This is a genomic window from Mycobacterium sp. TY815 (assembly GCF_030755135.1).
Lineage (GTDB): Bacteria > Actinomycetota > Actinomycetes > Mycobacteriales > Mycobacteriaceae > Mycobacterium.
Map to the genome: position 1 here is coordinate 3,694,123 of NZ_JAUFRX010000001.1, position 26,452 is coordinate 3,720,574.

General features: G+C 69.0%; 24 protein-coding genes and 1 pseudogene. 8 read left to right on the top strand and 17 right to left on the bottom strand.

What is annotated here, in order from left to right:
- Window position 1 precedes the first annotated feature (1 nt).
- Window positions 2-829, top strand: coding sequence for a hypothetical protein (locus QXK92_RS16125; RefSeq protein ID WP_306242795.1), 828 nt, complete (start codon window positions 2-4; stop codon window positions 827-829).
- 104 nt (window positions 830-933) lie between these two features.
- Here the strand turns inward: QXK92_RS16125 and fbaA are convergent, their stop codons facing one another.
- Complete coding sequence (gene fbaA / locus QXK92_RS16130; RefSeq protein ID WP_306242797.1) at window positions 934-1,968, bottom strand: class II fructose-bisphosphate aldolase; 1,035 nt, start codon at window positions 1,966-1,968, stop codon at window positions 934-936.
- Between the two features lie 62 nt (window positions 1,969-2,030).
- Here fbaA and QXK92_RS16135 point away from each other — a divergent pair, with 62 nt between their 5' ends.
- Window positions 2,031-2,708: a DedA family protein gene (locus tag QXK92_RS16135; protein WP_306242799.1), complete on the top strand. Its 678-nt coding sequence runs from the start codon at window positions 2,031-2,033 to the stop codon at window positions 2,706-2,708.
- Here the strand turns inward: QXK92_RS16135 and QXK92_RS16140 are convergent.
- The gene (locus tag QXK92_RS16140; RefSeq protein WP_306242801.1) at window positions 2,697-3,812 is read right to left on the bottom strand and encodes a glycoside hydrolase family 76 protein; all 1,116 of its coding nucleotides are present in this window, start codon (window positions 3,810-3,812) and stop codon (window positions 2,697-2,699) included. The genes QXK92_RS16135 and QXK92_RS16140 overlap by 12 nt on opposite strands.
- A gap of 44 nt (window positions 3,813-3,856) precedes the next feature.
- Between QXK92_RS16140 and eat the strand changes: the two genes are divergently transcribed.
- Window positions 3,857-5,230 carry an ethanolamine permease gene (gene eat, locus QXK92_RS16145; protein WP_306242803.1) on the top strand — a complete coding sequence of 458 codons (1,374 nt, stop codon included), beginning with the start codon at window positions 3,857-3,859 and terminating at the stop codon, window positions 5,228-5,230.
- Here eat and QXK92_RS16150 read toward each other — a convergent pair.
- The 9 genes and pseudogenes from QXK92_RS16150 to QXK92_RS16190 all read right to left on the bottom strand — a co-directional run bounded on the left by QXK92_RS16150 (window position 5,196) and on the right by QXK92_RS16190 (window position 14,390).
- The gene (locus QXK92_RS16150) at window positions 5,196-6,410 is read right to left on the bottom strand and encodes a VWA domain-containing protein (protein ID WP_306242806.1); all 1,215 of its coding nucleotides are present in this window, start codon (window positions 6,408-6,410) and stop codon (window positions 5,196-5,198) included. The genes eat and QXK92_RS16150 overlap by 35 nt on opposite strands.
- Entirely contained in the window at window positions 6,407-7,069 is a 663-nt protein-coding gene (locus tag QXK92_RS16155) for an SRPBCC family protein (RefSeq protein WP_306242808.1), read from the bottom strand. Before QXK92_RS16155 ends, QXK92_RS16150 begins: the two co-directional genes overlap by 4 nt.
- 13 nt (window positions 7,070-7,082) lie before the next feature.
- Window positions 7,083-7,952, bottom strand: coding sequence for a MoxR family ATPase (locus QXK92_RS16160; protein ID WP_306242810.1), 870 nt, complete (start codon window positions 7,950-7,952; stop codon window positions 7,083-7,085).
- A complete protein-coding gene (locus tag QXK92_RS16165; RefSeq protein ID WP_306244475.1) occupies window positions 7,949-8,533 on the bottom strand; it encodes an NTP transferase domain-containing protein in 585 nt (194 codons plus the stop codon). Before QXK92_RS16165 ends, QXK92_RS16160 begins: the two co-directional genes overlap by 4 nt.
- Before the next feature lie 170 nt (window positions 8,534-8,703).
- Window positions 8,704-9,399 (bottom strand): annotated as a pseudogene (locus tag QXK92_RS16170) (XdhC family protein); the annotation flags it as partial.
- A gap of 8 nt (window positions 9,400-9,407) precedes the next feature.
- Complete coding sequence (locus QXK92_RS16175; RefSeq protein ID WP_306242812.1) at window positions 9,408-11,816, bottom strand: aerobic carbon-monoxide dehydrogenase large subunit; 2,409 nt, start codon at window positions 11,814-11,816, stop codon at window positions 9,408-9,410.
- Window positions 11,813-12,295, bottom strand: a complete 483-nt coding sequence (locus QXK92_RS16180) for a (2Fe-2S)-binding protein (protein WP_306242813.1) — start codon at window positions 12,293-12,295, stop codon at window positions 11,813-11,815. The genes QXK92_RS16175 and QXK92_RS16180 overlap by 4 nt, the downstream gene beginning before the upstream one ends.
- Window positions 12,296-12,300: 5 nt before the next feature.
- Window positions 12,301-13,191, bottom strand: a complete 891-nt coding sequence (locus QXK92_RS16185; protein WP_306242815.1) for a xanthine dehydrogenase family protein subunit M — start codon at window positions 13,189-13,191, stop codon at window positions 12,301-12,303.
- Between the two features lie 32 nt (window positions 13,192-13,223).
- Entirely contained in the window at window positions 13,224-14,390 is a 1,167-nt protein-coding gene (locus tag QXK92_RS16190; RefSeq protein WP_306242817.1) for an XdhC/CoxI family protein, read from the bottom strand.
- Window positions 14,391-14,413: 23 nt separating this feature from the next.
- Between QXK92_RS16190 and QXK92_RS16195 the strand changes: the two genes are divergently transcribed.
- Window positions 14,414-15,373, top strand: coding sequence for a LysR family transcriptional regulator (locus QXK92_RS16195; protein ID WP_306242819.1), 960 nt, complete (start codon window positions 14,414-14,416; stop codon window positions 15,371-15,373).
- Window positions 15,374-15,517: 144 nt separating this feature from the next.
- Window positions 15,518-15,733 carry a dodecin family protein gene (locus QXK92_RS16200; RefSeq protein WP_306242821.1) on the top strand — a complete coding sequence of 72 codons (216 nt, stop codon included), beginning with the start codon at window positions 15,518-15,520 and terminating at the stop codon, window positions 15,731-15,733.
- Between the two features lie 50 nt (window positions 15,734-15,783).
- On the opposite strand, the gene QXK92_RS16205 is transcribed toward QXK92_RS16200, so the two are convergent.
- From QXK92_RS16205 to ttfA, 5 genes are read right to left on the bottom strand one after another with little or no spacing between them, the layout of a single operon-like run.
- Window positions 15,784-16,428, bottom strand: a complete 645-nt coding sequence (locus tag QXK92_RS16205; protein ID WP_306242823.1) for a TrmH family RNA methyltransferase — start codon at window positions 16,426-16,428, stop codon at window positions 15,784-15,786.
- Window positions 16,425-17,327, bottom strand: coding sequence for a hypothetical protein (locus tag QXK92_RS16210; RefSeq protein WP_306242824.1), 903 nt, complete (start codon window positions 17,325-17,327; stop codon window positions 16,425-16,427). The genes QXK92_RS16205 and QXK92_RS16210 overlap by 4 nt, the downstream gene beginning before the upstream one ends.
- 5 nt (window positions 17,328-17,332) lie before the next feature.
- Complete coding sequence (gene pyrE, locus QXK92_RS16215; protein ID WP_055580398.1) at window positions 17,333-17,881, bottom strand: orotate phosphoribosyltransferase; 549 nt, start codon at window positions 17,879-17,881, stop codon at window positions 17,333-17,335.
- Window positions 17,868-18,641: an SDR family oxidoreductase gene (locus QXK92_RS16220; protein ID WP_306242826.1), complete on the bottom strand. Its 774-nt coding sequence runs from the start codon at window positions 18,639-18,641 to the stop codon at window positions 17,868-17,870. The genes pyrE and QXK92_RS16220 overlap by 14 nt, the downstream gene beginning before the upstream one ends.
- Window positions 18,642-18,647: 6 nt before the next feature.
- A complete protein-coding gene (ttfA, locus tag QXK92_RS16225; RefSeq protein WP_306242827.1) occupies window positions 18,648-19,508 on the bottom strand; it encodes a trehalose monomycolate transport factor TtfA in 861 nt (286 codons plus the stop codon).
- Between the two features lie 169 nt (window positions 19,509-19,677).
- On the opposite strand from ttfA, the gene QXK92_RS16230 reads away from it, so the two are divergent.
- From QXK92_RS16230 to QXK92_RS16240, 3 genes are read left to right on the top strand one after another with little or no spacing between them, the layout of a single operon-like run.
- A complete protein-coding gene (locus tag QXK92_RS16230) occupies window positions 19,678-22,578 on the top strand; it encodes a PE family protein (RefSeq protein ID WP_371934519.1) in 2,901 nt (966 codons plus the stop codon).
- A gap of 15 nt (window positions 22,579-22,593) precedes the next feature.
- Window positions 22,594-23,028 carry a DsrE family protein gene (locus QXK92_RS16235; protein ID WP_306242830.1) on the top strand — a complete coding sequence of 145 codons (435 nt, stop codon included), beginning with the start codon at window positions 22,594-22,596 and terminating at the stop codon, window positions 23,026-23,028.
- Window positions 23,029-23,045: 17 nt separating this feature from the next.
- Window positions 23,046-23,876, top strand: coding sequence for an enoyl-CoA hydratase/isomerase family protein (locus QXK92_RS16240; protein WP_306242831.1), 831 nt, complete (start codon window positions 23,046-23,048; stop codon window positions 23,874-23,876).
- Between the two features lie 5 nt (window positions 23,877-23,881).
- Here QXK92_RS16240 and clpB read toward each other — a convergent pair whose 3' ends face one another.
- Entirely contained in the window at window positions 23,882-26,428 is a 2,547-nt protein-coding gene (gene clpB / locus QXK92_RS16245) for an ATP-dependent chaperone ClpB (RefSeq protein WP_306242832.1), read from the bottom strand.
- Window positions 26,429-26,452: the final 24 nt, after the last annotated feature.

Genomic DNA, 26,452 nt, shown 5'->3' on the forward strand with positions numbered 1-26,452 from the left:
CATGCCCAACGCACCCGAGCCAGACCGCGACGGCACAAAATCCAGCGGCAAAACGGACGCTGAGCGTGACCCCGACGCCGAGCCGACCGAAGCCCACCACCTGATCGCCGGCGACTCGGACTCCGAGACCCAGGCCATCGCCACCCGCAACCCGGACGAGAGCTCCGAGGCGACCCTGCCGGACGGCCAGCCCGAGCGGCGCTTCACGGCCCCCGGTTTCGACGCCAAGGAAACCCAGGTGATCGCCACTTCCCAGGACGCGGCCACCGAAGCTTTCCAGACCCGTCCCGCCGCGGGCAGCACACCGGCGCCGCCGCCCCCGCCGTTGCCGCCGAAGACCGCTGTTCCGCAATCGATTCCGGCGCGCAGCGGCGGCAAGCCGGGTGCCAAGCAACGCAACTGGGGCTGGGTGCTGGCGGTCGTCGTCATCGTCCTGGCCCTGGTGGCCATCGCCATCTTCGGCACCGTCCTGCTCACCCGCAGCAAGCACGCGAAGGCCTCGCAAGAGGACCAGGTGAAGCAGACCATCCAGAACTTCGACATCGCGGTGCAGCGCGGCGACCTGACCGCCCTGCGCACCATCACCTGCGGCACCACCCGCGACGGGTATGTGGAGTACGACGAGAAAGCCTGGTCAGAGACCTATCAGCGGGTTTCGGCGGCCAAGCAGTACCCGGTGATCGCCAGCATCGACCAGGTCGTCGTCAACGGTCAGCACGCCGAGGCCAACATCACCACGTTCATGGCCTACGACCCGCAGACCCGCTCCACCCGCAGCCTGGACCTGCAGTTCCGCGACGACCAGTGGAAGATCTGCCAGTCCAACTAGACGTCCTCATCCTTCTTAGCGCTCATCCTTCTTCGCGCCGAACGTGTTGTGAGGGCGGTTTTTTCCCGATTTTTCCGCCTTGAGTGCACGCTCGGCGAATCAACTCAGCCCCCGAGGGACTTGCCGGCGCAGTGCAGGTCGTTGCAGGCCTCGATGACACGCTCGGTCATGCCGGCTTCGGCCTTCTTGAGGTAGCTGCGCGGGTCGTAGACCTTCTTGTTGCCGACCTCCCCGTCGACCTTCAGGACGCCGTCGTAGTTGGAGAACATGTGCGCCGCGATCGGCCGGGTGAACGCGTACTGGGTGTCGGTGTCGACGTTCATCTTCACCACGCCGTAGCGCAGCGCCTCTTCGATCTCCGACTTCGCCGAGCCCGAGCCGCCGTGGAACACGAAATCGAACGGCTTGGCGTCATCGCCCAGGCCCAGCTTGGCCGCCGCGACCTTCTGGCCCTGGTCCAGGATGTCCGGGCGCAGCTTGACGTTGCCCGGCTTGTACACGCCGTGCACGTTGCCGAACGTGGCGGCCAGCAGGTAATGACCGTGCTCGCCGTGGCCGAGTGCCTCGATGGTCTTCTCGAAGTCCTCCGGGGTGGTGTAGAGCTTGTCGTTGATCTCGTTGGCGACGCCGTCCTCTTCGCCGCCGACCACGCCGATCTCGATTTCCAGGATGATCTTGGCGGCCGCGGCCTGCTTGAGCAGTTCCTGCGCGATCTCCAGGTTCTCGTCGATCGGGACCGCCGAGCCGTCCCACATGTGCGACTGGAACAGGGGGTCCTTGCCGGCCGACACGCGTTCTGACGAGATGGCCAGCAGCGGACGGACGTAGGTGTCCAGCTTGTCCTTGGGGCAGTGGTCGGTGTGCAACGCCACGTTGATCGGGTACTTGGCCGCGATGATGTGGGTGAACTCGGCGAGCGCGACGGCGCCGGTCACCATCTCCTTGATCCCGAGGCCGGAGCCGAATTCCGCGCCACCGGTCGAGAACTGGATGATGCCGTCACTACCGGCGTCGGCGAAGCCCTTGATGGCTGCGTTGATGGTCTCCGAGGAGGTGCAGTTGATGGCCGGGAACGCGTACGCGTTCTCCTTGGCACGTCCCAACATCTCGGCATAGATCTCGGGCGTTGCGATAGGCATGGAGGACTCCTTGTACGGAACTTGGTCAGCTCAGTATTGCAACGCCGGTATGTTGAAGCACCATGAGCACCACCGTGACCGCGTCCGGCAGCATCCTGGACCCGATGTTCTGGATCGGCCCGGAGGGTCTGTTCGCCTCCGCGGTGCTGCCGACCATCCTCGTCATCGTCTTCGTCGAGACGGGGTTACTGTTCCCGCTGCTGCCCGGTGAATCGCTGCTGTTCACCGGCGGCTTGCTGGCCGCCAAGGGGACTCTGGACATCTGGATCCTCGCCCCCGCGGTCGCGCTGGTCGCCGTGCTGGGCGACCAGACCGGATACTTCATCGGCCGCCGCATCGGCCCAGCGCTGTTCAAGAAGGAAGATTCGCGGTTCTTCAAGAAACACTACGTGACCGAGTCGCACGCCTTCTTCGAGAAGTACGGGTCGTGGGCGATCATCCTGGCCCGGTTCATGCCGTTCGTGCGCACGTTCACCCCGGTGATCGCCGGCGTGTCCTACATGCGCTACCCGGTGTATCTGGCATTCGACATCGTCGGTGGCGTCCTGTGGGGCGGTGGCGTGACCGTGGCCGGCTACTTCCTGGGCACGGTGCCGTTCGTCAACCAGAACCTGGAAAAGATCATCCTGGCCATCCTCTTCGTGTCGATGATCCCGGCGTTCATCGCGGCCTGGCGCGGCTACCGGTCCCGCCGCAACGCGCCGGCACCGACACCGGACGAAGTGCCGCTATCCGACTGACTTGACCATCGCGACGTTGTGCGCGGCCTCCATCAGCATCCAGCCGCCCAGCTGCACCGACAGGTCCCGCTCCGGTATCGACGAACCGTTCACCGCGCCCTCGACGAACTGCGCCTGCTGACCGCCGGCCGTCGGTATCTCGGCGTCGCGGTCCCAGAAGGCGCCGAACACCGGTAGGCCGTCCACCGTCTGGCGGTAGTCCCACGCCGACTTCGCCGACGACAGCACGATGTCGCGAGCGGTCTCACGGGCGGCCTTGTCCTCGGCGGAGTCGCCGGGCAGGTCGGTGGCGACCAGGGCCAGGTAACGGGCGGTGATGCCGCCGAATAGGCCGCCGTCGCCACCTCCGGCGCTCTTGAGCACACCCCGGGGCGCCATGTGCTCCTTGACCGCGGCCACCAGCCGGTGCACGCGGGGCCGGTGCCGGTCGTCATGGGTGCGCTTGGCCAGCTCGACCTCCAGCCCGAGCACCACACCCTGGCAGTAGGTGTACTGCGCCCGCACCAGCGAGCCGTCCTTGATGCCGTCCAGCACCAGGTGGGTCTCCGGGTCGATCAGGGTTTCGTCGATCCAGTCGGCCATCTGCTGGGCGCGCCGCAGGTGCCCCTCGTAGCGGGCCAGGAAGATCCCCGCCGGGCCGTTGCCGGGGGCGTTGAAGAACTGATCCTGCTTGCGCCAGGGGATGCCACCGCCGTCCTCGGGCACCCACGCGTCGACGAACTGCTTGGCCAGGGTGTGCAGGGCGCGGCTGCGCTCGACGCCGACCAGACGTCCGGCGCGCTCCAGGGCCAGCGCCAGCCACGCCATGTCGTCGTAGTAGCTGTTGGTCCAGCGCAGGGTGTTGCGCAGCCGGTGCGAGCGGATCTGCCGGCTGATGCGGGTGCGACGCTCCGGCTGCGGGTCACGCAGTTCGGCGTCGATCAGGCAGTCCAGCAGGTGCGCCTGCCACCAGTAATGCCAGGTGCCGAACATCCTGTCCTTGCGGTCCGAGGGCCAGGCCACCACACCCAACTGGGTGCCGGGCAGGCCCCACAGCCGTCGCAGGTTCCGTTGCGTGACGGCGGTTTCGGAAGTGGCGGCCCGGTTCGCCCATACCTGATCCATACCTGCCGATCCTGCCCTACGGTGTGCGGTGACGGGAGGGCACCTTGGACGGGCACGCACAGTCGCCGGACTACCTGGAGAAGAGACAGCTGCGGACCGGTACCGCCGGGTGGTTGCTGCTTGCCGGACTGGGCGTCAGTTACGTGGTGTCCGGCGACTATTCGGGCTGGAACTTCGGGCTGGCGCGCGGCGGGTTCGGCGGGCTGGTGATCGCTACCGCGGTGGTCGCCGCCATGTACCTGGCCCTGGTGCTGGGAATGGCCGAGCTGTCCTCGGCCCTGCCGACGGCCGGTGGCGGGTACACATTCGCGCGGCGGGCACTCGGTCCGTGGGGCGGGTTCGCGACCGGTACCGCCGTGTTGCTCGAGTACTCGATCGCGCCCGCGGCCATCGCCACGTTCATCGGCGCCTACGTGGAGTCGCTGGGACTGTTCGGCATCCGCGACGGCTGGTATGTCTACCTGGCGATCTACGCCTTGTTCATCGGAATCCACCTGGCCGGTGTGGGCGAAGCGCTGAAGGCGATGTTCGCCATCACCGCCGTCGCGCTGGCGGGCATCGCGATCTTCGCCGTCGCCGCCGCCGGTCGCTTCAGGCTGGCGAATCTGACCGAGATCACACCCACCCACGCGGTCGGCGCATCGTCCTTCCTGCCGCACGGCTACCTCGGGGTGTGGTCGGCACTGCCGTTCGCCATCTGGTTCTTCCTGGCGATCGAGGGGGTGCCACTGGCCGCCGAAGAGACGGCGCACCCGGCCCGCAACGTGCCGCGCGGCATCACCGCGGCGTTCGCGGTGCTGCTGGTGACCTGCGTGCTGGTGCTGCTGCTGACCACGGGTTCCGGCGGCGCACAAGCGATGTCGACGTCGGGTAACCCGCTGGTGGCGGCGCTGGGGTCAGCGGGGGCAGCCAGGGCGGTCAACTACATCGGACTGGCCGGCCTGATCGCCAGCTTCTTCTCGATCATCTACGCGTACTCGCGGCAACTGTTCGCACTGTCCCGGGCGGGCTACCTGCCGACGGCACTGTCGATCACCAACGCGCGGAAGGCCCCCACCCTGGCGCTGGTCGTTCCCGGCGCGATCGGGTTCGCGTTGTCGCTGACGGGCAAGGGCGATCTGCTGCTCAACATGGCCGTCTTCGGCGCCACCCTGAGCTACGTGCTGATCATGGTGAGCCACATTGTCTTACGCAGCCGGGCACCCGAACTCGACCGTCCGTACCGGACTCCCGGCGGCAGAGCCACCACCGGTTTCGCCCTGTTGGTCGCCGCGCTGGCGCTGGTGTCCACGTTTCTGGTCGACGGCGTGGCGGCGCTGTGTTGCCTGGCGGCCTTCTGTGGCTTTCTGCTGTATTTCGGCTTCTACAGCCGGCACCGGGTGATCACCAGCGCCCCGGACGAGCGACTGGCTGAGTGAGCATCGCCAGAACTTCTTGCAGCGCGGTCAGCGTGTTTCCCGGCAGAAACACATCGCAGAAGGGCAGCGCCGCGGCCATCGAACCGGTCAGCGGTCGGTAATCAGGTTGCGCGGCACGGGGGTTGAGCCATATCAACCGGTGGGCACGGCGGCGCAACCGGGTCATTGCGTGCTCGAGCACCTCCGGCGGATCGCTGTCCCAGCCGTCGGAAGCGATGATCACGACGGCGCCGCGCAGTGCGTTGCCGTGGCCGGCCGTAGTCAGCAGGGCGTTGATGCTGCGGCCGATGAATGTGCCGCTGTAGCGGTCGGCCACCCGGGCATTGGCACGGTCCAGCGCCCCTTCGGCGGAGCGGTGTGACAGCACCGAGGTGAGACGGGTCAACGACGTCGAGAACGCGAACACCTCGGGCCGGATCGCCGTCTGGCGCATCATCACCGCCCGCATCAGATGCAGGTAGACCGTCGCGAAGGGCTGCATCGACCGGCTCACGTCGCATACCAGCACCACCCGGCGCGGCCGGCGGCGCGGACGGGTTCTGGCGAGGTTGATGGTTTCCCAGCCGGTCGCGCGCGACGCGTTGATGGTCGCCCGCAGGTCGATCCGGCGGCCGTGGGAGCTGGGCCGGGATCGCAGGCTGCGTCGGGTGGGCCAGTGCGGCAACGATTCCCGAAGCCACGCGCCGAGCAGCCGCAGATCGTCGGGATCGAACCGGTCGAACGGCTCGTCGGTGAGTGCGGCGATGCGGCTGGGCACGAACTCGGGCAATCGGATCCCGGACTCGCCATCGCCGGATTGGCCGGCGGTGCCGCCGGCCCAGGGCAGCGTCTGATTCACGGCGCCGGACCGGCTGCCACCGCGGTGCACGACCCCGGCCGCCGGGGTGCGTGGTCCCGGCAGCGGCAACGACGGGCTGTCCCGCCGATCGGGCGCGCCGGAGCCGAAAACGGCCGCGAACACCGCGTCGAAGGCGACCAGATCGTCCATCCGGTCGACCAGGCTCAGCCGCGCGGCCCAATACAGCGACGACCGGTCATGGGGCGCCAGGTGCTGCAGCGCTTGCACGAAAGTCGTTTGGCCACTGGCTGATACCGACACGCCCACGCTGCGCAGCCGTGCCACCAGCGCGGCCGCGAACGCCGCCAGGTCGACACCGCGCAGCAGCGCCGGGGCGCTCACTCGCGGTTGCGCCGCCGCAGCAGCCAGATCAGGGCCAGCACCGCCAGCACCGCGGCCGCTACCGCGCCGTACTTCTTGAGTTGGTCTCCGCCGGCCAGTTCGAGCAGATCGATGGGCTCGGGCTCGGGCGCCTGCCGGGTCCCCGGCACGGGATTGGCCGGCCAGGCCGGAATCGCTTCTTCGCCGTCGGGCACAGCCGCGACCTCGGCGCCGCCCTGTGCCGCCAGCTCGGCTTCCAGGGATTCCACGAACTGTCCCAACAACTTCTCCGACACCTGCTGCAGCATGCCGCTGCCGAACTGCGCCAGCTTGCCGACGATCTTGAGGTCGGTATCGACGGTCACGTTGGTGCGCTCGCCCGCGGCCTGCAGTTGCGCGGTGACGGTGGCCGCCGCGTTGCCGGTTCCGCGTGCTTCTTTGCCCTTGGCGTCGAAGATCGCGCGATGTTGCGCGCGGTCCTGCTCGATGAAATGCACCTTGCCGGTGAATTCACTGGTGACCGGCCCTACCTTGACCTTGACCTTGCCCAGGTAGTCCTCGCCCTCGTGGCCGACCAGTTGCGCCCCCGGCATCAGCGGGATCACCCGTTCCAGATCGCAGAGCACGTCCCACGCTTCTTCGATGGGCGCGCTGACGGTGAACTGGTTGGCGATCTTCATCGTGAGAGTCCTTTCATGTTCGGCTGTATTCCACCAATGCATCGCGGATCGCAGTGCGGTCGTCGGGCGTCTTGGCCAATGCACCCAAGCTGATCGCCGCCGACTCGTCGACCAGATCGGAGACCCCGAGCGCGACCAGGGCGGCGACCCAGTCGACGGTCTCGGCGATCCCGGGCGGCTTGTCCAGATCGAGTGCTCGTGCGGCGCCGATGAATTGGGTGGCACGCTCGATCAGCGGCGCGGTCGCCCCCGGTACCGTGCGGCGCACGATCGCGGCGGCCCGGGCCGGTTCGGGGTAGTCGATCCAGTGGTACAGGCACCGGCGCCGTAGCGCGTCGTGCAGATCACGGCTGCGGTTGGAGGTGAGGACGACGATCGGCGGACGCTCGGCGGCGAACGTGCCCAACTCGGGGACGGTGACCGCGGCCTCACCCAGAAACTCCAGCAGCAGTGCCTCGAATTCGTCTTCGGCGCGATCGATTTCGTCGATCAGCAGCACCGGCGGCGTCGGTCCGCGGTGGCGCACGCATTGCAGTATCGGGCGGTCCACCAGGTAGGCCTCGGTGTACAACTCGCCTTCGGTCATCGCGGCACCGCTGGCCTCGGCCAGCCGGATGGACAACAGTTGTCGCTGGTAATTCCAGTCGTAGAGCGCCTCGCCGGCGGTCAGGCCCTCGTAGCACTGCAGCCGGATCAAGGGCGTATCAAGCACCGCCGCAAGCGTTTTGGCAGCGGTGGTCTTACCCACGCCGGGTTCGCCTTCCAGCAGCAGTGGCCTGCCGAGCTGTGCGGCCAGGTAAATGGCCGACGCGGTCCCGGTGTCCAGGAGGTAGTCGTGCGCGTCGAATCGGCGGACGACGTCGTCGGGGCCGGCAAACGTCATGGCGCGGTCGCCAACAGTCGCTGATAGTCCTCCCAGGTGTCCACATCGAGTGGAACGGGCCGGTCGACCTGCAGGTGGCCCACCGGGTAACGGCCTGACTCGATCAGCTTCCACACCCCCTTGTCGCCGTGCAGCTGCGCGAGGTCGCCGAACACGTTGCGGCTGAACCAGAATGGGTGTCCGATCCCGTCGGTGTAGCGGCAGACCACGATATCGCCGCCCTCGGCGCTGATCCGCCGCATGTCGGCCGGGTCGACCCCGGGCTGGTCGCCGAGCATCAGCACGATGCCGCCCGACCGCGGATCCACCTGGCCCAGAGCCACCCGCAGCGATGCCGAGCATCCGGTGCCGAAGTCGTCGACGCTGACGACGTCGAGCCCGTCCAGTGTGACCTTGTCGCGAACCAGGTGCGCGGCGCCGCCCAGGGTGATGATCAACTGATCGAAGCCGGCGGTCCGCGCGACATCCAGCGTCGCGCCCAGCAGAGTCGTATCTCCAAAGGGCAGAACCTGTTTAGGCTGGCCGAGGCGGCGGGAGGCGCCCGCGGCCAGCACCACACCGGTGACGAACGGCACGCTCATGAGCCCTGCCGCTCGGCGAAGGCGGTGCGGCAGCCCGAGCAGCAGAACCAGTAGTCGGTGCCGGCCACCAGCAGGTGTGGGGTGTCCGGGCCGGTACTCACGGTCATGCCGCACACCGGGTCGACGGCCGTACTCGGGGCGGAGTCGGTTCGCACCGCGCGGGTGAGCGTGCCGCCGCGCAGCGCGGCGATGAGTTCCGCGGCGATCGCCACGGCGATCTCCGGTGGCGTCTTGGCTCCGATCGCAACCCCGACCGGGGTGTGAATACGGGACAGTTCGTCGTTGGCGAGGTCCAGGGTGCTCAGTATCGAGGCACCGCGCACCTTGCTGGCCACCAAACCGATGTAGCCGACTCCGTGATCGATTGCGGCGCGGATGATCTCGGCTTCCGGGCCGCCGTGGCTGGCGATCACCACGGCGCTGGCGTCGGCCAGGTCGGCGTCCCGGCACGCGTCGTAGCCGAGCACCCCGCACACCGTGATCAGGGCGTCGGCGATGGGGGTCTCCCCGTAGATGCGGATCAGCGGCGCGGGCAATTGCGGCGTCAGAAAGATCTCCAGCGAGCCGCCGGACAGGCACGGGTTGACCACCACGCAGGCCCCGGGCGCCTCGGGGAAGTGCACGTCGCCGTCGGGCAGCACCCGCAGCAGCACACTCTCGCCGGCCTGCAGCACGCCCAGCGCGGCCTTGCGGACCGAGTTCTGCGCGCACTGACCGCCAACGAATCCCTCAATGGTGCCGTCCGGCAGAAGGATTGCCTCGTCGCCCGCGCGTGCGGAGGTGGGCTGCTCGGCACGCACCACCGTCGCGTGCACGAACGGTGTTCGTGCATCGCGCAATTGCTGCGCTCGTTCGCTGATTCTCATCGCGCGGGTCAGATCGGCGGCCTGGCCCGGCCCTGCATGGCCTCCCACACCCGCGACGGCGTCAGCGGCATGTCGGCATGCCGAACCCCGAACGGTGCCAACGCATCCACCACCGCGTTGACCACGGCCGGCGGCGAGCCCACGGTGGCCGATTCACCGATGCCCTTGGCGCCGATCGGGTGGTGCGGCGACGGAGTGACGGTAAACCCGGTTTCCAGGTGCGGCACCTCCTGCGCGGTCGGGATCAGGTAGTCCATCAGCGAACCGCCCAGGCAGTTGCCGTCTTCGTCGAAGGCGATCATCTCCATCAGCGCCATCCCGATGCCGTCCACGATGCCGCCGTGCACCTGCCCCTCGATGATCATCGGGTTGATCCGGGTGCCGCAGTCGTCGACGGCCAGGAACCGCCGCACCTTCACCACGGCGGTGCCCGGATCTACGTCCACCACACAGAAATACGCGCCGTACGGATACGTCAGGTTCGACGGGTTGTAGCAGATCTGCGCGTCCAGGCCACCCTCGATACCCTCGGGCAGATCACCGGCGCCGTGCGCGCGCATCGCGATGTCCTGAATGGTCACCGACGCGGCCGGGTCGCCCTTGACGTGGAATGTGCCCTTCTCCCATTCCAAGTCGGCCACCGAGACTTCCAGCATGCCCGACGCGATGATCTTCGCCTTGTCGCGGACCTTGCGCGCCACCAGCGCCGCCGCCGCCCCCGACACCGGGGTGGACCGGCTGCCGTAGGTGCCCAGGCCGAATGGGGTCTGATCGGTGTCGCCGTGCACCACGTCGATGTCCTCGGGCGGGATGCCGAGTTCCTCGGCGACGATCTGGGCGAACGTCGTCTCGTGCCCCTGGCCCTGGGTCTGCACCGAAAGGCGCACCACCGCTTTGCCGGTCGGGTGCACGCGCAACTCACACCCGTCGGCCATGCCCAGACCGAGGATGTCCATGTCCTTGCGCGGGCCGGCGCCCACCGCCTCGGTGAAGAAGGACATGCCGATGCCCATCAGCTCGCCGCGCTGGCGCTTCTCGGCTTGCTCGGCGCGCAGTGCGTCGTAGCCGATCATGTCCATGGCCTTGCGCATGGTGGTTTCGTAGTCGCCGGAGTCGTACACCCAGCCGGTCTTGCTGGTGTACGGGAACTGGCTCGGCCGCAGCAGGTTTCGCAGCCGCAGTTCGGCCGGGTCCATCTTCAGGTCGAAGGCCAGGCAGTCGACCAGCCGCTCCACCAGGTACACCGCCTCGGTGATGCGGAACGAGCACGCGTAGGCGACACCGCCGGGCGCCTTGTTGGTGTATACCGCGGTCATGTGGCAGTAGGCGGCCTCCAGGTCGTAGCTGCCGGTGAACACCCCGAAAAAGCCGGCCGGGTACTTCACCGGCGCCGCGGTGCCGTTGAACGCGCCGTGGTCGGCCAGCACATTGGTGCGGATCGCCAGGATCTTGCCGTCGCCCGTGGCCGCGATCTCACCGACCATGATGTAGTCGCGGGCGAATCCGGTCGAGGTGAGGTTCTCGCTGCGGTCCTCCATCCACTTCACCGGCTTGCCCAGCACCAGCGAGGCGACGATCGCGCACACATAACCGGGATAGATCGGCACCTTGTTGCCGAAACCGCCGCCGATGTCGGGCGAGATGACCTGGATCTTGTGTTCGGGCAGACCCGCGACCAACGCGTACAGCGTGCGGTGCGCGTGTGGGGCCTGGCTGGTGGTCCACAACGTCAGCTTCCCGGTCACCGGGTCCAGATCGGCTACCGCACCGCAGGTCTCCATCGGCGCCGGGTGCACCCGCGGATAGACGATCTCCTGCGTGACCACCACGTCGGCCTTCGCGAAGACCGCGTCGGTGGCGGCAGCATCACCGGTCTCCCAGTCGAAGCAGTGGTTGTCGGTCTTGCCCTCGAGGTCGGTGCGGATCACCGGAGCCGACGGGTCAAGCGCCTTACGGACGTCTACGACGGGGTCCACCGGGTCGTACTCGACGTCGATCAGTTCCAGCGCGTCGCGCGCCGAGTAACGGTCCTCGGCGACGACGAACGCCACCTCCTGACCCTGGAAGCGCACCTTGTCGGTCGCCAGCACGGCTTGGACGTCGTTGGACAGCGTCGGCATCCAGGCCAGGCCCTTGGCCTCCAGGTCGGCGCCGGTCACCACCGCTTTGACCTTCGGATGTGCCTGCGCCGCAGTCACATCGATGCTGACGATGTTCGCGTGCGCGAACGGCGACCGCAGGATCGCCAGGTGCAGCATCCCGGGCAGTACGACGTCGTCGACGTAGCGGCCGCGGCCCCGGATGAACCGCGGGTCTTCCTTGCGGAGCATCCGCCCGTAGCCGCAGGGCTTCTGGTCGTTGTCCGCGGTGTCTTCGGGGGATGGAGGAAGGGACGCACCCTGTTTGAAAGTCGTCATGATGTCGTCGCCTCGGTCGTGGAGTGCTGCGCGGCCCATTGAATGGACCGCACGATCGTCGTGTATCCGGTACAGCGGCAGATCTGCCCGGAGATCGCTTCCCGGATCGTCTCCTCGTCGGGATCGGGGTTGCGGTCCAGCAGCGCGCGGGCGGTGATCATCATCCCCGTTGTGCAGAAACCGCATTGGAGTCCGTGACAGCGCATGAACCCTTCCTGCACGGGGTCCAAGGTGCCGTCCGGAGCTGCCAGCCCTTCCACGGTGCGCACGCTGTGGCCGGACGCCATGACGGCCAGCATGGTGCAGGACTTGACGGGCACGCCGTCGACGTCGACCACGCAGGTTCCGCAGTTGCTCGTGTCGCAGCCCCAGTGAGTTCCGGTGAGGCGCAGCTGGTCCCGCAGGAAGTGCACCAGCAGCATGCGGGGTTCGACGTCGGCGCTGACCGGTTCGCCGTTGACGGTCATGTTCACCTGCATGGTGATTAATTCCCTTCGGGTTCGGGCTGATTGCGCACGCGCTGCACGGCGCTGCGCAGGGTTCGGATGGTCAGTTCGCCGGCCAGGTGCCGTTTGTAGTCGGCGGTGCCGCGGACATCGGTCACCGGTTCGCAGGCCTGCCCGGCCAGCCGGCCGGCTTCGGCGAACGTCTCCTCGGTGGCCGGCCGGCCCACCAGTGCCGCGGACAATTCGGCGAGCGCGGCCCGGTCCGGATTCACCGCGGTCAGCCCCACCCGGGCGGCGGCGATCTCGTCGCCGTCCAGCGTGACAGCCGACCCGGCGGCCGTCACCGCCCAGTCACCGACCCGTCTTTCCACCTTGGCGTATGCACTGGAGGTTCGGTGCCGCAACGGGATTCGTGTTTCGATGAGTATCTCGTTCGGGGCGACCGCGGTCTCGTACGGGCCGATCAGGAAGTCGTCGATCGCGATCTCGCGCTCCCCCGAAGGTCCCCGCACCAGGCACACCGCGTCGAGCACTTCGCACACCGTGGACAGGTCTTCGGCCGGGTCCGCCTGGCACAGCGAACCGCCGAGAGTGCCCCGGTTACGCACCACCGGGTCGGCGATCACCCGCTCCGCGTCACGGAAGATCGGGCACACCGCGGCCAGGGTGTCGGATTCCAGGATCTCCCGGTGGCGGGTCATCGCGCCGACCCGGACCAGCGTCGGATCGGTGATCACGTAGCCCAGCTCGGGCGCCAGGTCGTTGATGTCGATCAGGTATTCGGGGTTGGCGATGCGCAGCTTCATCATCGGCAGCAGGCTGTGCCCGCCGGCGACCACCCGCGCCTCCTCCCCCAGCCGGTCCAGCAGTCCGATGGCGTGGTCGACGCTCGTCGCGCGTTCGTATTCGAAGGGCCCAGGTACTTGCATGCCGAGAAGTGTCTGCCTGCGGCCCGGGGGCGTCAATGACGAGTTAAGTGATCCGTTAACTCGCCCTCGACCTGCGGCTCCGCCGCGTCGTGGTGGATCCGGCCGCCGATCTCGGCCAGCGGCCGCCCGCCCCCTCCCCACCGCCGCGCGATGATGTCGGCGGCGATCGAAACAGCGGTCTCCTCCGGCGTGCGGGCACCCAGGTCCAGCCCTATGGGACTGGACAACCGGGCCAGTTCGGTGTCGCTCAGCCCGACCGCCCGCAGCCGTCGCATCCGGTCGTCATGGGTGCGGCGCGATCCCATCGCCCCCACGTATCCGACGTCCAGGCGCAATGCGATCTCGAGGACCGGCACGTCGAATTTGGCGTCGTGGGTCAGCACGCAGATCACCGTCCGCCGGTCGACCGCTCCCGCTTGCGCTTGCGCGGCGAGATAGCGGTGTGGCCAGTCGACGACGACCTCGTCGGCGGTCGGAAAACGGGCCGGGGTGGCGAAGACCCGGCGCGCGTCGCACACGGTGACGCGATAGCCCAGGAACGTGCCCTGCCGGGCCACGGCCGCGGCGAAGTCGATCGCGCCGAAGACCAGCATCCGCGGACGCGGCGCGAAACAGGACACGAAGACCTGCATGCCCTCGCCGCGACGCTGACCGTCCGGCCCGTACTCCAGGATCCCGGTGCGGCCCAGGGCGAGCAGGCCGCGGGCGTCGTCGGTGACAGCGTCGTCGGCACGTGCCGAGCCGAGTGAACCTGCGGTGCCGTCCGGAGCGACCACGATGCGGCGGCCGACACACTGCGCGTCGGTATGGGCGATGACGGTCGCGACGGCCACCGCCCGGTGTGCGTCGATGTCCTGCGCCACCGCGCCCAGTTCGGGGAACGTCTCCTGCGACACCGCCTCGACGAAGATGTCGATCACACCGCCGCAGGTGAGGCCGACCGCGAACGCATCATCGTCACTGATCCCGTAGCGCTCCAGCCGCGGCGTCCCGCTGGCCGCGACCTCGGTGGCCAGTTCGTACACGGCGCCCTCGACGCACCCGCCCGACACCGATCCGCTCACCGAGCCATCCGGCGCTACCACCATCGCGGCACCCGGTTGCCTCGGCGCCGACCGCATGGTCCGCACCACGGTCGCCAACCCGGCGGTGCCACCCGCGCGCCAGATCGACATCAGATCGGCAAGCACGTCACGCATGCTCTCAACGTAGGCTCATCGGCATGACCCCGGCTCAACTTCGGGCCTATTCGGCGGTGGTGCGACTGGGCTCGGTGCGCGCCGCTGCCGCCGAACTCGGCATGTCCGACGCCGGAATCTCGATGCACGTCACCGCATTGCGCAAAGAGCTCGACGACCCGCTGTTCACCCGGACCGGGGCCGGGCTGGCGTTCACCCCCGGCGGCCTGCGGCTCGCCAGCCGGGCGGTGGAAATCCTCGGGCTGCAACAGCAAACGGCCATCGAGGTCACCGAGGCCGCGCACGGCCGGCGGCTGTTGCGCATCGCCGCCTCGAGCACCTTCGCCGAGCACGCCGCACCGGGACTCATCGAGTTGTTCTCGTCGCGGGCCGACGATCTGTCGGTGGAGTTGAGCGTGCATCCGACGAGTCAGTTCCGCGACCTCATCCGGTCGCGGGCGGTGGACATCGCGATCGGGCCGGCCAGCGAGAGTTCTGGTAGCGCCGATCTGTTCGTACGCCCGTTCCTGAAGTATCAGATCATCACCGTGGTGGCACCGAAAAGTCCTCTTGCCGTGGGTGTTCCGACTCCTGCGCTGCTCCGCCAGCAGCAGTGGATGCTCGGGCCGTCGGCCGGCAGCGTGGACGGCGAGATCGCAAACATGTTGGGCAACTTGGCGATTCCGGAGTCACAGCAAAGAATCTTCCAGAGCGACGCCGCGGCGTTGGAAGAGGTGCTGCGGGTCGGGGGCGCGACGCTGACCATCGGCTTCGCGGTGTCCAAAGACCTTGCCGCCGGCCGGTTGGCGCATGTGACCGGGCCGGGGCTGGACAAGGCCGGCGAGTGGTGCGTGATGACCCTGGCGCCGTCGGCGCGTCAGCCCGCGGTGTCCGAACTCGTCCGCTTCATCACCACACCGCGCTGCATCCAGGCGATGATCCGCGGCAGCGGCGTGGGCGTGACGCGGTTCCGGCCGAAGGTGCACGTCACCTTGTGGAGTTAGCCGCGTCGAGTGTGCACCGGCGACCTCGCCCGTGCGTCCACCGCGGCAGAATCGCCGAACTCGCCATGCCCTCGCACACTCGAATCCACGCGCGCACACCCGATGCGGGTATCTCGGCACGAAGTAGCTATACGCTTTACCCCCATGAGCGTGTACAAGGTGATCGACATCATCGGGACCAGCCCCACGTCATGGGAGCAGGCGGCAACCGAGGCGGTGGAGCGGGCGCGGGAGAGCGTCGATGACATCCGGGTGGCCCGGGTCATCGAGCAGGACCTGGCCGTGGACGCCAGCGGCAAGATCACCTACCGCATCAAGCTCGAGGTCTCGTTCAAGATGAGACCCGCCAGGCCGCACTAGCAGGACACCGCCGGGACGGCCGGAAGCGACGGCCTGCCCGGCTGAGAGCGCTACCAGGCGTGCGTCAGATCGGCGTGCTGCCGAATCCAGGCGTGCATCGCAATGCCCGCTGCCACACCGGCATTGATGCTGCGGGTCGACCCGAACTGCGCGATCGATACGGTCAGTGCCGCGCCGGTGCGGGTGTCATCGGTGATGCCCGGACCCTCCTGGCCGAATACCAGCAGACAGTCCCGGGGCAGCGAGGTCTCTTCCAGCCTGGTGGCACCGGGGACGTTGTCGACGGCGACCACGGCCAGACCTGCCGCGGCCGCGAACTCCATCAGTTCGGCGGCGCTGTCGTGGTGGCACAACCGCTGATACCGGTCGGTCACCATCGCCCCGCGGCGGTTCCACCGGCGGCGGCCGACGATGTGCACGGTATGCACGGCGAAGGCGTTGGCGGTGCGCACCACCGAGCCGATGTTGGCGTCGTGCCCGAAGTTCTCGATCGCGATGTGCAGGGGGTGCCGGCGACGGTCGATGTCGGCGATGATGGCTTCCCGGGTCCAGTACCGGTAGGCGTCGACGACATTACGAGAATCGCCGTCGCGCAACAAATCTGGGTCATAGCGTGGGTCGTCGGGCAGCACTCCGGCCCAGGGTCCGACGCCGGTCGCGGGAGCTCCCCATTCGGTGGGCCCGGGCTCGCTCACTTGGCGGTCCACACCGCGGCGTGGGTGCCTTCGATCGACACCGTCGCATACAACAGCGCCTGACTGATCTCGCCCTGGGTGCACAACGATGCGTTGAGCTGAATCGAGTCCCGCGAGTCGTCGGGCAGCACCAGCACCGACGACCCGTAGGCCGCGCAGGCCGGGCTCAACCCACGCCCGGGCAGACTCGGGGCCGCGACCAGCATGAGAGGTCCACCGCGACGGGCGGATTCGTCCCGGTACTGGGCCCCGATGGCGCCGGCTTCCAGGTTCAGCAACATGTAGCCGTCGCCCTTGAACGCCCCCGGGTCACCCAACTGCGCCTTGTTGATCGGGAGACCGTCGGCCCGCCATGCCGACACGTTGGTGGACTTGACCACCAGACCGGTGTCGTTGACGTTCGTCGGCGGCAGGCCCACCGGAAATGGCGCTGCGTACGCCGCCGAGGTACCGGCGATCCGATCGTGGGGCGAGTAGCTGTAGACGCCCCGCACGGCGCTGCGCTCCTTCAGCGGGCCCAGACAGACCGTGCCGGTCAGCCGGTCCGGCAATGTTTTCGCGGGCGAGCTGATGTCGGGCACCTTGGTGATGGCGTCGTCACAGCTGCCCAGCGCGTTGACTTCCATCGGATGCGACAGCGCGCCGTAGAGACCGAAGCGGATGTCTTCGGCCTTGGCGCGCGGCGCTTTTGGATCCGCAGGCGATGCGTCGACATCGACCAGCACGTAGTCCTGCGCCCACCGCAGATTCGACACCGACATGTTCCAGCCCAGCACGGCCAGCGATTCACCAATCCGGGCGCTGGGGGCTCCGAAGACCCGGCCGGACCGATCCGAACCCGAACAACTCACCGCACAGCACAAGGCCAGCGCGAAAACCAGCGCATCGCGAACGCGCACGCGGCCTAGCCCAGCCCCAGATCGGCGAGTCCCAGCACGCTGCGGTAGGGCACACCCTCGGCTTCGATCGCCTCGGCGGCTCCGGTGGCGCGGTCCACCACGGTCGCCACGCCGATCACCTCACCGCCGGCGTCGCGGACGGCGCGCACTGCCGTCAGCGCGGAGCCGCCCGTGGTGCTGGTGTCCTCCACCACCAGCACCCGCTGGCCCGACACCTCGGATCCCTCGATAAGTCGTTGCATCCCATGGGTTTTCACCGACTTGCGGACCACGAATGCGTCGATCGGGCGACCGGGCGCATGCATGATGGCGGTCGCCACCGGGTCGGCGCCCAACGTCAGCCCACCGACCAGTGCGTAGTCCCAGTCCTGGGTGATCTCCCGCATCAGCCGGCCGATGAGCGCGGACGCCCGATGATGCAGGGTGGCGCGGCGCAGGTCGACGTAGTAGTCGGCCTCCTTGCCCGAGGACAGGGTGACCCTGCCGTGCACCACTGACAGCCGGCGCACGAGTTCGGCAAGCTCGGCCTTGGCCTGCGGATCAGGTCCGGCCACGACCACCACCGAATCGTTTGGTGAACAGCATCGCCAGCCGCCGCGGCATGGCCCGGCCCGTGCTGACCAGGAATTTGTATTGGACGCCCGGCACGATGACGACCTTGCCACGTGCGATGTCGGCAAGGCTTTCCCGGACCACGTCGTCGACTTGCAGCCACATGAACGACGGCACCTGCGCCATGTCCAATCCGGCGCGACTGTGGAATTCGGTGTGCACGTAGCCGGGGCACACCGCGTGCACACCAACGCCGGTGCCCTGCAACCCGTTTGCGAGTCCTTCGCTGAACGAGATGACCCACGCCTTGGACGCCGAGTAGGTCGAGCCCCGGCCGGGCAGTAGACCGGCAACGCTGGCGATGTTGATGACGGTGCCCGTTCCCGCGTTCATCATGGCCGGCAGCGCGGCACGAGTCAGGTGCATCACGGCGGCGACATTGACGTCGAGTTGCCTCTGCAGGTCCGCCGGATCGGTCGCCCAGAATTCGCCGGACATCCCGAAGCCGGCGTTGTTGACGAGCACCTGCACTCCCGCAGCCAGCCGGTCGGCCACTTTGTCACGGTCGGCGGCGTCCGCAAGATCCGCGGCCAGGATTTCGATGTCGCCGGCCTGGGATTGCAGTTCGCCGGCCAGTTCCTCGAGGCGTTGTGCGTCGCGGGCGACCAGCACCAGGTCATAGCCGTCGCGGGCGTAGCGGCGCGCGTATCCGGCTCCGATGCCGGACGTGGGCCCAGTGATCAGCGCAACAGGTCGAGGCATGTGCTCTCAGTGCTGGTAGTTGCTGGCCTGCTGGCCGTTGCGTCCCGTTCGCGGCGGACGCCGGACGCCTTCGGTACGGCTCTCCTCGCGGGCAACGGGCTCCGCGGCGCGACGAGCGGCATCGGGTATGACCCCGGCGGCCGGGTCCACCTGGGCGTGACGCTGCGGAAGTTCCGCGCGGGCGGCCGGGGCCAGCGGACGGCCGGGGGACGCGTTGCGGCGGCCTTCGGACTCGCCTTCCTCCTGCGGGGTTTCCGCAGGCAACGGCGGCAATACCCGTAGTAGGTCGTTGAATTGGCGCACCGTTCGCAGACCTTCGTCCCACTGCGCACGTGTGCTGGCGATCGGCATGGCGACCAGGGTCCAGTTCTGCTCGTTCCACATGATCTCGGCGCAGTCCGGCGCGGTGTGCGCGAAGGTGACCATGCGCCGGTCGCAGGCCCGCCGGGCGGCGTCGAGATTGGTGGAGTAGACCATGCGCGGACCGATGGCGCCGAGCAACCAGATATCGCTCTCGCGCGGCTCCTTGAGCCCCTTGAGCCGCAGGTCGACGACGACGTTGGTGCCCACCTTGCGGTGCAGCGCGATGACCGTCGCGACCTCCTCGAGGTCGAAGATGTAGACGGCTTCGCCGCGGATCTGGCCCAGCACGACGTTGTGGGCGGGGACGTCGCCGACCGTCGACATCACGCCGCGCTTCCAGCGGTGCAGGATGTCGGTCGATTCGCGTTCGTAGTCGAAGCCGTGCGAACGCGCCCATGACCTGCGGCGCCTGCTACGGCCGCGGCGCCGATCGATATCGACGTACAGCAACACCGCCGCACCGACGAAGCACAGTGCGGAGAGCGTGAACCAGAGGGGGACCATCCCCAACAGAGTATCTGCTGTGTGAGCCGAACAGAGAATCCGACCAGGTCACAACCCAATCACAGGACGCTACACACCGAATTCGGCTTTGCGAACCAGAACGGCGCTCTAATGCGGTCTGACCTGCGGAAGTCTATTCTCACTTCCGCGTCAGTTCGGGCTTGGTGCAATGAGGAGGATCCTCGTGTCTTTGATCGCGGTGCCGGATGTATTGACGGGGGCAGCAGGGGATATCGGGCGGATCGAGGCGGCGCTGGCCGAAGCCGGCGCGGCGGCCGCGGCTCCGACCACCGGGCTGACCGCCGCGGCCGGTGACGAGATCTCGGCGGCCATCGCGGCACTGTTCGGCAATTACGGACGTCAGTATCAACTCCTGAGCACCCAGGCGGCGACGTTTCACCGGCAATTCGTCCAGGCACTCAGCGGCGCCGGACTGGCCTACGCCGGCGCCGAAGCGGCCAACGCATCGCCGCTGCAGCTCATCGAACAGGTGATCAACGCCCCCACCCAGGTGCTGCTCGGGCGGCCGCTGATCGGCGACGGCGCGGACGGCACCGCCGCCAACCCCAACGGCGGGGCCGGGGGTCTGTTGTGGGGCAACGGGGGCAACGGCTACTCCCAGAGCGGCGCAGGGCTGACCGGCGGAGCCGGCGGCGCCGCCGGGCTGATCGGCAACGGTGGCGCCGGCGGCACGGGCGGCCCCGGGGGCACCGGCGGCGCGGGAGGCTCCGGTGGCTGGCTGTACGGAAACGGCGGTGGCGGCGGTGCCGGTGGTGCGGCCGTCCTGGCCGGCGGGAACGGCGGTGACGGTGGCGCCGGAGGTGCGGCCCGGCTGTTCGGCGCCGGAGGCGTCGGCGGGGCCGGCGGCGCCGGTGCGGCCGGGTCCACCGGTGGTGCCGGCAGTGCCCTCGTTCCCGACGGCGGCGCCGGGGGCTCGGGCGGCAATGGCGGCAGCGGTGGCACCGGCGGAAGTGCCGGCCTGTTCGGTACCGGCGGGGTCGGCGGCGCCGGCGGGGCCGGTGGCACGGGCGGATCGGGCGGGTCCGGCCATGACGGGGCCGTGGGCCCGGTCCGCGGTGCCGACGGGTCCGACGGTGGCAGCGGTGGCGCCGGGGGCACCGGTGGCACCGGCGGCGCGGGCGGCGCGGGCGGCGCCAACGCGTTCGGGCAGGTGGCCGGCCAGGGTCTCGGCGGAGCGGGCGGAAACGGGGGCAGCGGTGGTGCGGCGGGCAACGGTGGCACCGGTGCCACCGGGATCGCGACGGTCAACGGCGGTGTCGGCGGCTCCGGCGGCCACGGCGGCGACCCGGGTCTAGGCGGGCAGGGCGGCGCCGGTGGCGCCGGATTCGTCGCCGGCGCGCACGGAAGTGCCGGGCTCACGCCGACCAGCGGTGGTGACGGCGGGGCCGGGGGCACCGGCGCGGACGGCACCACGCCGGGGGCGAACGGGGCGGCCGGCGGTCGCGGTGGCGACGGCGGACGCTACGGCAACGGCGGGGTCGGCGGCATCGGCGGGAACGGCGCGAACGGGGCGGCCGGCGGCACCGCGCCGACCGGCAATGGCACCGACGGCGGCAAGGGCGGCAATGGGGGCAGTGGCGGCGCGGGCGGCAATGGGGGCGCGCAGGGCGGCGGCGGTGGGGTCGGCGGAGCCGGCGGCCACGCGGGCGCGGGAGGGGCCGGCGGTGACGGTCTGAACGGCGCCAACGGCGCCGCCCCCGGCCTGAACGGTGCCGACGGCGGCAACGCCGGCAACGGCGGCAACGGCGGTCAAGGTGGCGATGGGGGTTCTGGTGGCAGCGGCTCGACCGGCCAAGCCGCCAGCGGCGTAGGCGGCGCCGGCGGGCACGGTGGCAAAGCAGGAACGCCGGGCACTGGCGGCAACGGCTCAACCGGCACGAGCGGACCTCCCACTAACCCGATTGGCGGCACCGGCGGCAATGGCGGGAATGGCGGCAACTCCGGGGTGGGCGGCATCGGCGGGGCAGGTGGCTCAGGCGCCAACGGCAAGGCCACTGACGGCCTCAACGGCACCGCAGTCACCGCCGGTCAAGGCGGCAAGGGCGGTGACGGCGGCGGCTATCAGGCCAACTCCGGCACGGGCGGCAACGGCGGCAGCGGTGGCGACGGCGGTGACGGTGGTAGCTCCGCGGCCGGGGGTGCCGGTGGAGCCGGCGGACAGGGAGGCGGATTCGGCGCCGGAGGAAGTGGAGGTGACGGTGGCGCTGGCGGCAAGGGCGGCAACGGTATTGCCGGCGGCAATGGCGGCACCGGTGGCTCCGCGGCCGGGACCGCATTCTCGCCCGTCCTCGGTGGGGACGGCGGCAACGGTGGCAACGGCGGAAACGGCACCGCCGGCCCGGGCGGCAGAGGCGGAGACGGTGGCACCGGCGGCAACTCCGGGGTGGCAAGTGGCGGAACCGGGGGCCAGGGCGGGAACGGCGGCACCGGCAATGGTGGTGATGGTGGTGACGGCGGCAACGGCGGCGCCGGCGGCTGGAGTGGCACCCAGAGCAACAGGGCCGGTAGCGGCGGCGCGGGCGGAAACGGCGGGGCCGCAACCAACGGGATGGGCGGTACGGGCGGGGTCGGCGGGGACGGCGGGGATGCGTTCAGCTCCGCGGCCGGCGGTACCGGGGGCAACGGAGGCATCGGGGGTGCGGGCGAGGGCGGTGGCAATGGCGGGGCGGGCGGCAACGGCGGAGACGCGAGAAACCCGCAGGCCCCGGGCGGCGCTGCCGGCTCCGGCGGCACAGGAGGGCTTGGCAAGGGTGCCAGCACCGGCGGGGTCGGTGGGCAAGGCGGCATTGGAGGCCAGGGCGGCACTGGCACCGCCACCAATCCCGGCGGCAACGGCGGGAAGGGGGGCACGGGCGGTACCGGCGGCATCTCAGAGTTAGGTAACGGCGGCGCTGGAGGTGACGGAGGCTTCGGCGGTGCCGGCGGTCCGGGGAAAGGCCTGCCTGGCCAGGGCGGCGGCATCCCGACCGAAGGCAAAGATCCAATCGGGAAGAATGGCGGCGTCGGCGGCACCGGTGGATCCGGCGGCAAAGGTGGCGGTCAGCCCTGACAAGAGGAGTAGCTGATGGCGGCGAAGGAACTGCACATCGACGTCCCGGTCGAACTCGACGAGGTGAAGGTGGTGTTCAGCGTGGCCTCGCTGACGTTCGAGGGCGATATGCCGGCCGTGCTGTTCCACGCCGGCATCGTCATCGCCGATGCCGCGGCATGGAAAGTGAAACCAGACGTGGTCGTGGTGTTCCACACGAACGCGGGCCACGTCACCCTGGACGACCAGACCTACAACACGAATCGGCACGTCGCGACCGGCAATCCGTACAAGGCGGTCATCGAAGGGCTGATCGCCAAGGGCGCGCAGGTCGAACTGTGCGGCGCCACCGCCCGGGCCATGGGCTGGGGCAACGCCGATCTGATTCCCGGCATCAAGGTCAACCGCAACGCGATGGCGCGGCTCACCCAGCTGGTGCAACAGGGGTTTGTGAAAATCACGGAGGCGTAAAAGGCTTAGGGGGGAGCATGACTTATCCGGGTTACCGGCTCATCCGGGTCGCCAGCGCAGACGGGATCTGCCGGGCCACCGTCGACAACCCGCCGATCAACCTGCTGGACATCCCGTTGATGCAGGAGATCGTCCGGCTCACCCGGGAGGTGGCGGCCGACGACGAGGTGCGGGTGCTGGTGGTCGACTCGGCCGATCCCGAGTTCTTCATCGCGCACGCAGACGTCGGCATGATCCTTGACCTGCCGGTCGAGGACACCGGGCTGCACGACGAGCTCAGCCCGTTCCACGCCGCGATGGAGAGCTTCCGGACCGTGCCGAAGGCCACCATCGCCGTCATCGAGGGCATCTGCCGCGGTGGCGGCAGCGAATGGGCGGCGGCGTTCGACATGCGCTATGCCGCGCTCGGCAGAGCGGTCTTCGGCCAGCCGGAAGTCGCGCTCGGGATCATTCCCGGCGGCGGCGGCACCCAACGCCTGCCCCGGCTGATCGGCCGCGGACGGGCGCTGGAAGTGATTCTCGGCGGCATGGACGTCGACGCCGCGACCGCGGAAGCCTGGGGGTATGTCGACCGCGCGTTACCGCCCGATCAGCTGAGGCGGTTCGTGGACAGATTGGCCCGGCGCATCGCGTCGGCTCCGGCGACGGCGGTCGCGGCCGCCAAGCGCGCCATTGATGCAGCGGGTGCGGCGGCCGGTGATTTCGACACCGGCCTGCGGGTCGAGGACCAGCTGTTCCGCCAAACCCTGGCCGAGCCGGCGGCGCGCAAACTGCTGCAGACAGTCATCGAGGCCGGCGCCCAGACCCGAGAAGTCGAGCTGGGCAACCGGCCCCGACAGACTGATTAGCGGTCTCAGCCCAGGATCAGCGAGTCGCCGTCCGGGCTGACGTTGACGGGCACCACGTCGCCGTCGTGCACCTCGCCGGCCAGCAGCAGCTTGGCCAGCTGGTCGCCGATCGCCTGCTGCACCAACCGGCGCAACGGCCGGGCGCCGTACACCGGGTCGAAGCCCCGCTGCGCCAACCACTGCTTGGCCGGCAGCGACACCTCGAGCTGCAGGCGCCGCTGCGCCAGCCGCTTGTCCAGCTGAGCGAGCTGGATGTCGACGATCTGGACCAGCTCACCGGGCTCGAGGCCGTGGAAGATGATCACGTCGTCGAGCCGGTTGATGAACTCCGGCTTGAACGCCGAGCGCACCGCGGCCAGCACCTGCTCCTCGGTCCCTCCGGATCCCAGGTTGGAGGTCAGGATCAGGATGGTGTTGCGGAAGTCGACCGTGCGGCCCTGACCGTCGGTCAGCCGGCCCTCGTCGAGCACCTGCAACAGCACGTCGAACACGTCCGGGTGGGCCTTCTCGATCTCGTCGAACAGGATCACCGTGTACGGGCGACGCCGCACGGCCTCGGTCAGCTGACCACCCTGGTCGTAACCGATGTAGCCGGGGGGCGCACCGACCAGCCGGGCCACCGAGTGCTTCTCGCCGTACTCGCTCATGTCGATGCGGACCATGGCGCGGTCGTCGTCGAACAGGAAGTCCGCCAACGCTTTTGCCAGCTCCGTCTTACCCACACCGGTGGGGCCGAGGAACATGAACGAGCCGGTGGGCCGGTTCGGGTCGGCGACGCCGGCCCTGCTGCGGCGCACCGCGTCAGACACGGCCTGCACGGCCTTCTTCTGGCCGACGACGCGCTTGCCCAGCTCGTCCTCCATGCGCAGCAGCTTGGCGGTCTCGCCTTCGAGCAGCCGGCCGGCGGGAATGCCCGTCCACGCCGACACCACGTCGGCGATGTCGTCGGGACCGACCTCCTCCTTGAGCATCACGCCCTCGCGGGCCTCCGCATGCGGCAGAGCGGCGTCGAGTTTCTTCTCGACCTCGGGAATGCGGCCGTACCGCAACTCGGCGGCCTTGGCCAGGTCGCCGTCGCGCTCGGCGCGCTCGGACTCCCCGCGCAGGACTTCGAGCTGCTCCTTGAGCTCGCGGACGATGTCGATGGCGTTTTTCTCGTTCTGCCATCTCGTCGTCAGCTCGGCCAGCTCTTCCTTTTTGTCGGCCAGCTCGGCGCGCAGCTTCTCCAAGCGCTCCTTGGACGCGGCATCCTCTTCTTTGGCCAGCGCCATCTCTTCGATTTCCAGCCGGCGCACCAGCCGCTCGACCTCGTCGATCTCGACGGGCCGGGAGTCGATTTCCATCCGCAGCCGGCTGGCCGACTCGTCGACCAGGTCGATGGCCTTGTCCGGCAGGAAGCGGGCGGTGATGTAGCGGTCACTCAACGTGGCCGCGGCCACCAGCGCGGAGTCGGTAATGCGCACGCCGTGATGCACCTCGTAGCGGTCCTTGAGCCCCCGCAGGATGCCGACGGTGTCCTCCACCGACGGCTCGCCGACGAACACCTGCTGGAAGCGCCGCTCCAAAGCGGCGTCCTTCTCGATGTACTTGCGGTACTCGTCGAGCGTGGTCGCGCCCACCAGGCGCAGTTCGCCGCGGGCCAGCATCGGCTTGATCATGTTGCCCGCGTCCATCGCCGATTCGCCGGTCGCGCCGGCGCCGACGATGGTGTGCAACTCGTCGATGAATGTGATGATCTGCCCGGCCGAGTTCTTGATGTCGTCGAGCACGGCCTTGAGCCGTTCCTCGAACTCACCGCGGTACTTCGCGCCGGCCACCATCGAGCCCAGGTCCAGGGAGATGACGGTCTTGTCGCGCAGGCTTTCCGGCACGTCACCGGCGATGATGCGCTGCGCCAGGCCCTCCACGATGGCGGTCTTGCCGACGCCGGGCTCACCGATGAGCACCGGGTTGTTCTTGGTGCGGCGAGACAGCACCTGCACCACCCGGCGAATCTCGTTGTCACGTCCGATGACCGGATCGAGTTTGCCCTCGCGGGCGCGGGCGGTCAGGTCAGTGGAGTACTTCTCCAGGGCCTGGTAGGTGGCTTCCGGGTCGGCGCTGGTCACCCGCGCGCTGCCGCGCACCTTGACGAACGCCTCCCGCAGGGCCTGCGGGGATGCGCCGTGGCCGGTCAGCACCTTGGCGACCTCGGAGTCACCGGTGGCCAGCCCGACCATCAGGTGCTCGGTGGAGACGAATTCGTCGTCCATCTCGGTAGCCAGTTGCTGGGCGGCGGTGATGGCCGCCAACGACTCACGGGACAGCTGCGGCTGCGAACTGGAACCGCTGATCTGAGGCAGCTTGTCCAGCAGGCGCTGCGCCTCGGCGCGGATGGTGGCGGGGTCTACACCGACAGCCTCCAGCAGTGGTGCGGCGATCCCGTCGTTCTGCGTCAGCAGCGCCATCAGCAGATGCGCGGGCCTGATTTCGGGGTTACCGGCCGCCGAAGCAGCCTGCAGCGCCGACGTCAGGGCCGCCTGTGTCTTAGTTGTCGGGTTAAAAGAGTCCACGACCCCTCCGTTCTTATGCGTAGG